Source organism: Acidimicrobiia bacterium, assembly GCA_016650365.1.
Lineage (GTDB): Bacteria > Actinomycetota > Acidimicrobiia > Spongiisociales > JAENVV01 > JAENVV01.
This window is the reverse complement of the sequence record JAENVV010000323.1, coordinates 1-9,774: the sequence shown is the minus strand read 5'-3', so window position 1 is coordinate 9,774 and position 9,774 is coordinate 1. Positions and strand designations below refer to the sequence as shown.

General features: G+C 60.8%; 10 protein-coding genes. 5 read left to right on the top strand and 5 right to left on the bottom strand.

Annotation, left to right across the window (positions count from 1 at the left end; all coding sequences use genetic code 11):
- The coding region (locus tag JJE47_17680; protein ID MBK5269256.1) for a DNA-3-methyladenine glycosylase 2 family protein at window positions 1-750 on the bottom strand (750 nt) is incomplete at its 3' end.
- A gap of 3 nt (window positions 751-753) precedes the next feature.
- On the bottom strand, window positions 754-1,464 hold the full coding sequence (gene pgl / locus JJE47_17675) for a 6-phosphogluconolactonase (protein ID MBK5269255.1): 711 nt from the start codon (window positions 1,462-1,464) through the stop codon (window positions 754-756).
- Between the two features lie 87 nt (window positions 1,465-1,551).
- Here pgl and JJE47_17670 point away from each other — a divergent pair, with 87 nt between their 5' ends.
- Both JJE47_17670 and JJE47_17665 read left to right on the top strand, forming a co-directional pair.
- Window positions 1,552-3,297: an acyl--CoA ligase gene (locus tag JJE47_17670; GenBank protein MBK5269254.1), complete on the top strand. Its 1,746-nt coding sequence runs from the start codon at window positions 1,552-1,554 to the stop codon at window positions 3,295-3,297.
- Window positions 3,294-3,953, top strand: a complete 660-nt coding sequence (locus JJE47_17665; protein ID MBK5269253.1) for a dienelactone hydrolase family protein — start codon at window positions 3,294-3,296, stop codon at window positions 3,951-3,953. Before JJE47_17670 ends, JJE47_17665 begins: the two co-directional genes overlap by 4 nt.
- A gap of 3 nt (window positions 3,954-3,956) precedes the next feature.
- On the opposite strand, the gene rpiB is transcribed toward JJE47_17665, so the two are convergent.
- Together rpiB and JJE47_17655 are read right to left on the bottom strand one after the other, a co-directional pair.
- Complete coding sequence (gene rpiB, locus JJE47_17660) at window positions 3,957-4,400, bottom strand: ribose 5-phosphate isomerase B (protein ID MBK5269252.1); 444 nt, start codon at window positions 4,398-4,400, stop codon at window positions 3,957-3,959.
- A gap of 78 nt (window positions 4,401-4,478) precedes the next feature.
- Window positions 4,479-5,558, bottom strand: coding sequence for a zinc-binding dehydrogenase (locus JJE47_17655; protein ID MBK5269251.1), 1,080 nt, complete (start codon window positions 5,556-5,558; stop codon window positions 4,479-4,481).
- Between the two features lie 171 nt (window positions 5,559-5,729).
- Between JJE47_17655 and murA the strand changes: the two genes are divergently transcribed.
- The 3 genes from murA to JJE47_17640 are packed head-to-tail and all read left to right on the top strand — an operon-like array spanning window position 5,730 to window position 8,839.
- Entirely contained in the window at window positions 5,730-6,989 is a 1,260-nt protein-coding gene (gene murA, locus JJE47_17650; protein ID MBK5269250.1) for a UDP-N-acetylglucosamine 1-carboxyvinyltransferase, read from the top strand.
- 43 nt (window positions 6,990-7,032) lie between these two features.
- Complete coding sequence (locus JJE47_17645; protein ID MBK5269249.1) at window positions 7,033-8,517, top strand: SpoIID/LytB domain-containing protein; 1,485 nt, start codon at window positions 7,033-7,035, stop codon at window positions 8,515-8,517.
- Between the two features lie 49 nt (window positions 8,518-8,566).
- Entirely contained in the window at window positions 8,567-8,839 is a 273-nt protein-coding gene (locus tag JJE47_17640) for a NifU family protein (GenBank protein ID MBK5269248.1), read from the top strand.
- A gap of 79 nt (window positions 8,840-8,918) precedes the next feature.
- Here the strand turns inward: JJE47_17640 and JJE47_17635 are convergent.
- Window positions 8,919-9,774: DUF222 domain-containing protein (locus tag JJE47_17635; protein MBK5269247.1), on the bottom strand; the 856-nt coding region annotated here is incomplete at its 5' end.

The following is a 9,774-nucleotide window of genomic DNA, read 5'->3' as shown; positions in this document are numbered from 1 at the left end:
GCGGTAGTGATAGCTCACCGCCTTGCGGACGCCGAGGTCACCGGCGGCGATAACGTCGGGACGGGCGAGGCAGCGGGCCAGTAGCCATTCGGCTGACCAGCGGCCGATGCCTCGTAGTTCGGTGAGCGAGCGAATCACTTCTTCATTTCCGAGCCCGGCAAGTCCGTTCAGGGCGCCCACCACAGCTGCCTGAGCCACCCCGACGATGTACTCCGCCTTCCGGGTGGTGAACTGGAGTGAGCGAAGCATGCCCGGATCAACCGACGCCAGAGCATCGGGGGTGGGGAACTGCCAGACAACCGTTCCGAACAAATGGTGCGGCACCCCAAACGCTTCGATCAATCGCGAGCGGGTGGTCGTCGCCCAGGCCAGATTGACCTGTTGAGCCGTGATTGATGTGATGAGCGATTGGAACGGATCGACCTGGAGCGGTGGTCGTAGTCCCGGGTACCGGTCAATGAGGTCGGCGACTGTTTGGTCCCTATTTGACAACTCGGCGAGGGGGGTTCGATCGATGACTTCTCCGAGTCGCCATTGCAGGTCGCCTAGGGCTTCCGGTTCGTCAGTCGGATCGGCCGTGCGCAGATCGATCGTCCCGTCGTCGAGTTGGCGGGCCGCGTACGCCACTCCCTGGTTGCTTACCCGATAGAAGGTGCCATGTTCGACAAGGTTGGACAGGTCCACCCCCCACCGGGTGAACCGGGCGGTGCTCGCTTCAAAGTCGATCGGGTCGGTTGGATGCCAGTGCATGTGTCAGATGAAAAGGCGGGTCAGCTTGGTGGTCTTGAGGTGCATGGCGGCCGCCTCATCGATCAACCAGGTGACTTTCCTGGCGCCGTCGGCGACCACCTTGGCGGGGACCGGCAACTCGCCCTCGAGTATCTCGGCCAGGGCCGCGGCCTTTTCGGACCCCGACACGAGGAAGATGAGATGGTCGGCCGCATGGAGCATCGGAATGGTTGCCGTCAATCGCCACACGTTCTTGGACTCCACCCAGTTGGCGACATATGCATTGCCGTCGTGGTCGAGAGCATCGGTGCCAGGAAAGAGGGAGGCGGTATGTGCGTCATCGCCAATGCCGAGGAGGACAATGTGTGGTCCGGAATTCTCGCCCATCAATGCTCGGAGTTGGCCGCTGTGGGCGGCGGCGGCGTCGTCGGGATGGGTCGCACTATCAAAGGTCGGGAAGTGGAACGTGGCTGGAGCATCGAGACTGGTGCGGGCCATGCGAGCGTTGGACTCCTCGTCGTCTTCGGGCACCCATCGCTCATCTGAGAGCCACACGTCAATCCGGTCCCAATCGAGATCTGCGTCGGCCAGGTGTTGGTACATGGCGATCGGAGTGGACCCACCTGACAAACCGAGATTGACCCGTCCGGACTCATACCGGCGGATCTCTTCAGATACGAAATTCGCTGCATATCTTCCGAGCGCCTCGGCCGTGGGGAGCACAATCACATTCATGGTCGATCCTTCTTCGTTCGATCGCCACTCTACGAGGAAGCCACAGCTACCTGCCGTTTCTCGACCCGCCCCACTAGGGTCACGGTCATGTCGGTCTATGCCCCGTACCTGCGCGAAATAACCGGACCAGGAGGACGCTTCGAACTAACGGAAGTCGAGATCGGTGGTATCAAACAGCTCGGGTTTCTCACTCAACCAGAACACTTGAGTTTCCTGATCGAGATAGGCAAGGACCACGGCGATCGCGAGTTTCTGGTTCAAGGCGAGACTCGCTACACCTACGCCCAGGCGATGGATCGGGCGTTATTGCTCGCGAAGGGCTTGGCCGACAGGTTCGGTTTGAAACCAGGAGATCGAATTGCAGTGCTTGGATCGAATGCCCCTGATTGGGTCGTTTCGTTTTGGGCGATCACTGCTCTCGATGGTGTGGCGGTTCCTTTCAACGCCTGGTGGAGGGCCGAGGAACTGGCGTTCGGCATCGCCGACTCCGACACGAAATTGCTCCTCTGTGATGCGCGACGCGCCAGGGTTGCCCTGGAAGCGGGCCTGGCCCCAGGTCGGATCGTGGTGTGGGGGGAAGGCGACGTTCCTGATGGGGCTCTTCATATCCAGGAGGTGCTGGCCAGTGAGCCATTGGCGCTCGGGCCGTTGCGAGATCAGGACGAACCGGCTGGTTTGTTTTACACGTCCGGGACCACGGGACGGCCAAAGGGGTCGGCCAACAGCCACCGAAACATCATCGCCAACCTCATGAACGCGGCCGCGGTATTCGGGGCAGTCGCCAAGGCGAACAAGGCTGCCGCCCGAGACCAGAAGCGGAACGAGATCTCGACCAAGCGGTCAGACAGGAAACCGCAGGACATCGACCTGACGGTTGTTCCGATGTTCCACGCCACGGCTTTGTTGTCCACGATGATCCCGTACGTCTATGCCGGACATAAGTTGGTGTTCATGCCACCCGGTCGATTCGACCCTCAGGAAGCCGGGCGGGTGATTGAACAAGAGCAGGTCACCAGGTTCGGAGGTGTCCCGACCATCGTGGCCCGCATCATCGATGAGGAGGCGTACGTCGGGCGTGATTTTTCATCGGTCAGGGCCATCTCGTATGGAGGGGCTCCGTGTTCTCCGGCACTCTTGCGCCGCATCGAGCGGGTATTTCCCGGTCTGCAAGGGCGGGTGATTCAGGGCTACGGTCTCACGGAGACCTCCCCGTTGCTAACGCTCAATGTGGGGGACGACTATCACAACCACCCGAATTCGGTCGGCGTTGCGGTCCCGACCACCGAGTTGAAGATCGCCGATTCTGACGGACAGGCGCTACCGGTTGGCGCGACGGGCGAGATCTGGGCGAAGGGCTCGAACATCATCTCGGGCTACTGGAACCGGCCGGAGGTTAACTCCGAAGCTTTTGTCGACGGATTCTTCCGCACCGGCGACGTGGGGTATGTCGACGGCGCCGGATTCTTGTACATCACCGATCGGGCCAAGGATGTCGTTATCCGGGGAGGAGAAAACGTGTACTGCGTCGAGGTGGAGAACGTGCTGGGGACCCATCCGAAAGTTGTGGAAGTTGCCGTGATCGGAGTGCCTCATGATGAGCTTGGCGAGGAGGTCAAAGCCGTGGTTGTTGTCGAAACAGAACACGATGTGACCGCCGATGAGTTATCAGCTCATGCCAGTGAGCACCTTGCTCAATACAAGGTTCCGAGTCAGTGGGAGTTCCGAACGGAGCTGCTTCCTCGAAACCCATCGGGAAAGGTCATGAAGCCGACGTTACGCCATGGCCACTCGGCGGTGTTCGCGGTCGGCGACGACAGCGACTCGGCACTATGAAGGTCGAATCCGTCAGTATCGACTGGGACGGGGGAACGGTCAGCGGCCGCCTCATTCGAGGTGAGAAGCGACCCGGGGTCCTGCTTGCTCATGGGGCGGGAACCGATCAGGACCACCCGATGATGGTCGGGCTACGCGATGGAATCGGCGCGCTCGGATATCCGGTAATGACATTCAATTACGCCTACACCGAACGGGGCAGCAAGCGGCCGGACCCCCAAGAGCGGTTGTTATCTGTGCACCGGGCAGCCCTTGCCTGGTTCAAGGACAATGTCGCCGAACGGGTGGCCCTGATGGGCCGGTCCATGGGCGGCAGGATGGGAACGTATCTAGCTGCCGAAGGCGCCGACGTCGAAGGGGTAGTCCTGCATTCCTATCCACTTCACCCGGCCGGCAAGCCAGAGAAACTGCGCAAGGATCACCTACCCGGGATCACCGTTCCGATGTTGTTTCTGGTCGGCACCCGGGACCCATTGTCCCAGATGGCCCTCTTCGACAGGTGGGTCAGACCGCTTCCGACCACCGAAACGTTCGAGGTGCCCGATGGTGACCATTCGATGCGGGTTCGGAAGGCTTCCGGCCGGACCAACGAGCAGGTGCAAGAAGAAATTATGGCCCGGTTGGCCGAATGGCTTGCGGCCCGCCAACCGAATTGAGGGTTAGTCGGCTTCGAGGGCCTTGACCTTGTTGAGGCGGCGCACGTAGCGCTCTTCTTGGATGAACTCGGCCTTCATGAACGCGTCGAGGATTTCGTACGTGACGAGTTCGCCCTGGGTGCGTGAGCCGAAGCAGATAACGTTGGCGTCGTCATGCTCGACAGCCTGATGGGCGGTGTAGGTGTCGCACCCCATCAACGCTCGCACCCCTTTGATCTTGTTGGCGGCAATAACCGCTCCGGCGCCCGACCCGCAGATGACCACGCCGCGCTCAGATCGCCCATCGCGCACTGCATTGGCCACCGCCGCGGCAAAATCGGGGTAGTCGACCGAATCGGTCGTGTGGGTGCCGAAATCCGTGACCGCGTGTCCTGCCTCGGCCAGACGTTTGGCCATCTTGTCCTTGAGTTCGTAGCCGGCATGATCGGCCCCGATTGCGATGCGCACCAAAATCTCCTTCGCGGTTGGCGTTACGTTAGCCGCCATGCCTCAGAAGCCGCGCCGCTGGATGGATTGATCGAGGCCTCAATCGAAGACGATGACATTTCGCAAGGCCGATCCCTGTCTCGCTCCGTCGATGGCCTCGTTGATGTTGTCGAGCGAGAACTCACCCGAAACCAGTTCGTCGAGTTTCAGCCGCCTGGCCCGGTATTCGTCGATGAGATGTGGAATGTCGTTGGCGATGGTCGAAGATCCCATCTTCGATCCGATGATCGACTTGGCATAACTCGCCAGGTTGGCGGCTTCGGCCGGAACCATGACCCCGTCTGCGGGTAGGCCCACCAGAACTACGGTGCCACCGGGACGAATCATATCGATGGCTTGAGCGATGACCGGACCGATGCCGACCGTCACAAACGCGTAGTCGGCCCCCTGTCCCTTCGTGAGGTCGCGGACGGCCGCGCCGGGGTCGCCTTCCGAGGAGTTGACGGTCTCGGTTGCCCCAAACGATCGGGCCACCTCCAGCTTATCGTCGACGATGTCGACGGCGATGAGTGGATCGGCTCCGACTGCCACCGCTCCCTGGATGGCGTTCAGTCCGACGCCACCGGTACCGATCACGACCACCGAACTGCCCCCGGCCACGGAAGCCGTTTTGGTTACTGCTCCGTACCCGGTAATGACTCCGCAGGCCAGTAGCGATGCGACCGGGAAAGGTATATCTGATGGGATCGCCACGATCTGGGATTGGTCGACGGTTACATACTCTGCGAAGCCGCCGGTATTCATCGCAGGCTTCACCGGGCCGCGTGGTCCGGTGATGTGAGGTTCCGAATCGAGGGCGAAGGTACCCGAGCATAGAAAGGATTGGCCGCGCCGGCAGAACGGACAGGTTCCACATCGGCGAATAAGCGAGGCAACCACTCGTTGGCCCAGCAACAGTTCTGACACCCCCGGTCCAACTCCCGAGACGACCCCGGCGATTTCGTGCCCGTAGAGGGCTGGAAGAGGGCCACCACGGGCGCCATCGATGAAATGGATGTCGGAGTGGCACACGCCACAGGCGGCCACCCGGACCGTGATCGCTCCGGAGGCCGGTGGATCTAGCTCCAGGTCTTCGATGACGAGGGGCTCCCCGAACTGGTAACAAACTGCGCCGCGCATACGTTTTGACGCTAGCCGGGTCCCCGTTACCGGGGGTTGAAAACCGATGGCTTGTTTGATCCAACTATTGACACACCAGGTGAGAGCACGACGAGAGGTTCCCGGTGGCCTCAAACACAGAGACAGTGCGATGGTCCGACATACAATGCCGCTGTGACCAACTCCCTGGACATCGATGAGAAGATCAAGGTGACTGGCGGCTCCGTCCTCAAAGGTGAAGTGGGAGTGCTCGGCGCCAAGAATGCGGTTCTAAAAGAGATGGTTGCCATGCTTATGGCCCCCGGGGTTCATCGGCTAACCAACGTGCCTGGGATTCTTGACGTGTCCCTCATGGGTCGGGTACTCGATCACATTGGAGCCTCCTGTGAGTTCGAAGGTCACACGTTGACCGTTCAGGTCCCTGACGAACTCAACCCCGAAGCGCCGCTGGACCTGGTCAGGGCGATGCGCGCCTCGATCGTTGTGTTGGGTCCATTACTGGCTCGCACGGGTCGAGCCAGGGTGGCTTTCCCCGGCGGCGACGACCTTGGAAGTCGACCAATTGACTGGCACCTTGACTCGTTGCGCCAGATGGGGGCTGAGTTCAAGCTTGAGCATGGTGTGCTGACCGGCTGGGTTGATGGCCGACTGAAGGGAGCGACTCTTGACCTTGAGTTTCCGTCGGTTGGTGCAACGGAGAATTCGATCCTGGCGGCCGTGATCGCCGATGGGGTGACGACCATCAACAACGCGGCCCGTGAGCCGGAGATCCAGGACATAGCGGTTCAGCTGAATGCCATGGGTGCCAACGTCACAGGCGCCGGTACTCACACCATTACCATCGAAGGGGTCGGGGCGCTGCACCCGGTCGAACATCATGTCATTGGCGATCGCCTCGAAGCCGGGACCTACGCGATTGCCGGAGCCATCACCGGGGGAGAGGTGACGATCCGCAACTGTGACCCCGCACATCTGCGGATGGAGTTACGCAAGCTCGAAGAGGTCGGCTGTGAGATCGAACGGGGCGATGACTTCTTTGCGATTGCCGGCCCCAAGCGCGCCACGGCGGTCGATTTCGCCACGTTGCCTTTTCCCGGATTCCACACAGACATGCAGCCGCAGATGGTGGCCCTGCTTGCGACGGCCGACGGAACCTCTATCGTGACCGAGAACCTTTACGACTCGCGGTTCCGGTATATCGGCGAACTGATGAGAATGGGAGCCGATGTCACCACCGAATGGCAGCATGCCGTAGTCCGTGGAGTACCCACCCTTTCCGGATGTCCGGTTCTGGCGTTCGATATTCGGGCCGGTGCCGCACTCGTGTTGGCCGGTCTAGCTGCCGATGGGTTCACGACGGTTGGCGATATTTCACACATCGATAGAGGGTACGAAGATTTTGTCGGAAAGCTGGCTTCGCTCGGAGCACAAATCGAACGATTGGCCTGCTAGGGCCACGCGTCTCCTCATCTTGGTGCTGGCATTTGCCGCGGTGATGGCGGCCCAGGACGTATCGGACGTTGAGCCGTCGACAGACGATTCGTTCATTACCAGTCGTATCGACCTTGTCCCCGTCGACGGGGACATCCTCGAATGGAAAGGTCAGCAATACCCCGGTCGGATGGAAATCAAGGCTCGAGCGGGTGGCCTTGTGATGATTTCTGAGTTGGAGCCGGAGAACTACCTGGTGGGTATCCGCGAAGTGCCCGCTGAGTGGCCGCTCGAATCCCTGAAAGCCCAAGCGGTGGCGGCTCGTACCTACCTCGCCTGGACGCTGAGTCGCGGTCGAGCAGGCAGTGGCGCCACCTACGGGTTCGACATCTGCGCTACCACCGCCTGCCAGGTGTATCTCGGAGGCGGGGACCCGAGGTGGGCTGAGGCAGTCAGTGAGACGTCCGGTGAAATACTCATGTATGACGGCGCTCCGGCTCAGGCGCTCTATTCATCGACCACTGGCGGACGTACCCGCAATGTGGGAGATGTGTTCAAATCTTCGGCCGATCTCCCGTATCTCCGGGCGGTTGATTCCGCGGATGAAGTCAGCCCGTTTGTTGAATGGTCCTATGGAATTCCCATCGAGCAGTTCACCGAGATCCTCCAACATGCCGGCCTGAGTGGTGAGGTGCTGTTCGACGTGAGTGTCGAAGTATCTCCCGATGGGGAGGGTCCGTCGACGGTCGAGGTCTTGTCTTCGGCGGGTCTGCGTGCGACCGACACTTGGAACTTCCGGAATGTCATGAACCGATGGGCTGAGCGCCTATTTCCCGAAGATTTCCCTGCCCTCCGTCCTGACGGGCGACGCTACCCGCAGGTCGTGTTGTCTCCGACATTTGAGATCGAACAACGAGTCGTGATTGAGCACGGTTCGTTTGATCGTCCTCCGAACCGCGCTGAATTTGTTATCACCGGGAACGGCTGGGGCCACCTTGTCGGCATGTCCCAGTTCGGAGCCAAGGCGCGAGCCGATGCCGGCGATACGTATCGCGAGATCCTCGCCCACTACTACGGCGGACTGGCCCCCTCCGAATTCGATTTCCCTGACCTCATTTCGGTCGGGCTCGGCTGGAAGCTCGACGAGATCGAGGTTGTCTCGGGCGTGGTTGATGTCTATCTCGACGGTCAGTTGGCTGCCTCGGGAATCGAAGGACCGTGGAGAATGGAGCCAGTCGGAGAACGGGTCAAAGTCTCCCCGCCTCCCGGATGGGATGTCCCCGCCGAATTGGCGGATATGGCGGTCGACGTCCGTTCTGGAGAAGGGATTATCACCGTGGCCGGGTTCGTTGCCCAGCCGGGAGAAGCCAGGGTTGTGGTCTATCGGGGTGACAAAGTGGTGTTTGTTACGCACTGGACAACCGTGGATAGGGGTCCGGTTCGTCTCTATTGGCCGGTCGACCGCACCGGATCACTTCGGGTGGTCGGACAGATTCGCTATCCAGACGGCAGTTCGGGGACGTTCAACTCGGTGTTGTCGGCATCGTGAAGTACCATTGTGAAATATTCGAGACCTGTGGAAGGTTGTTCAGGGCGACATGACCGAAGTAACGATCAAGACGAGTTCAACCGAGCCGCTAGAGGAAGTCGATATCGAACTCCTCAGCGAAACCCTTGAGTACATTCGCCCGGCCCTCCAAGCTGACGGCGGCGATCTCGTGCTGCTCGGGGTCGAAGAAGGTGTCGTCAATCTCCAGATGGTCGGAGCTTGCGGTGGATGCCCGATGTCGATGATGACTCTTAAGGCCGGTATTGAGCGCATCCTTCAGGACCGGGTCCCCGGCGTAGTTTCGGTAGAAGCAACCGCCTAGCGCTGATCAGGCACCTTCAACAAGGCGCTGGTTCAGCGTTCGGGTCCTTAAATGGCTATCTCCTGGTGGGCTGTCCGCGCTATCCGGTGTCGAGGAATTCGGTTCGGCCGAGTGGCTGGCCATTCGCCCGATAGAACTTTGGTTGGTGGCCGGTGCCGCGCAGGGTGAATGTGCCGGTGTGGATGAGCGTGTGGTGGTGGCGGCAGAGCAGGATCAGGTTGCCCGTTGAGGTTGGTCCGCCTTCCCACCAGGGGATGATGTGGTGGGCGTCGCACCATTGGGGTGGGCGATCGCAGCCAGGGAAGGCGCACTGGCGGTCCCGGGCGGTGATGGCGTCGCGCATGGGTTTGGTGACGAGGCGCAGCCTGCGGCCCACATCGATAATTTCTGACTTCGGGCCGAACACAATCCGCCGGAAGTCGGCGTCGCAGGCGAGTCGGTCAACCGTGTACTTCTCGAGGACGTCCCGTCCGATCTCGGCCAGCGTTGGGTAGTCGCCCGCGAGCGTTTCGGCGTTGACGTGGACGAGCAAAGTGGTTGTGGCTGGTTTGTCGCCATCGGACACGATGAGATCGAATAGTGCAACCGCTCGACGTTGGGACGGGGTGGACGGTTCCCCGTCGATAGGGGGCGGGGTGGCAGCCTTGATCGCTTCGATGAGTTGAGCGCCCCGCTCCCAGTCGAAGAGGCCGTCGAGTTTGACCATCTCCTCGAATGTGCGCGACACGAACAAGTACGAGGCGTCCCGCTGGTCGTCCAACGTCGGATATGACGGCAACGGAGCGGCGGCTTGTTGCCAGTAGGCGGTGGCTTTGCGAAGATCAGCCACCCATTCGAGCGTTTCGGCAATCTCACACAATTCTTGTTCGTCGGCGGCGAACTGGTTAGGAGCCGCTTGCTTGGCCGAGATCAACGTTCGGACCTGGTCGCCGCTC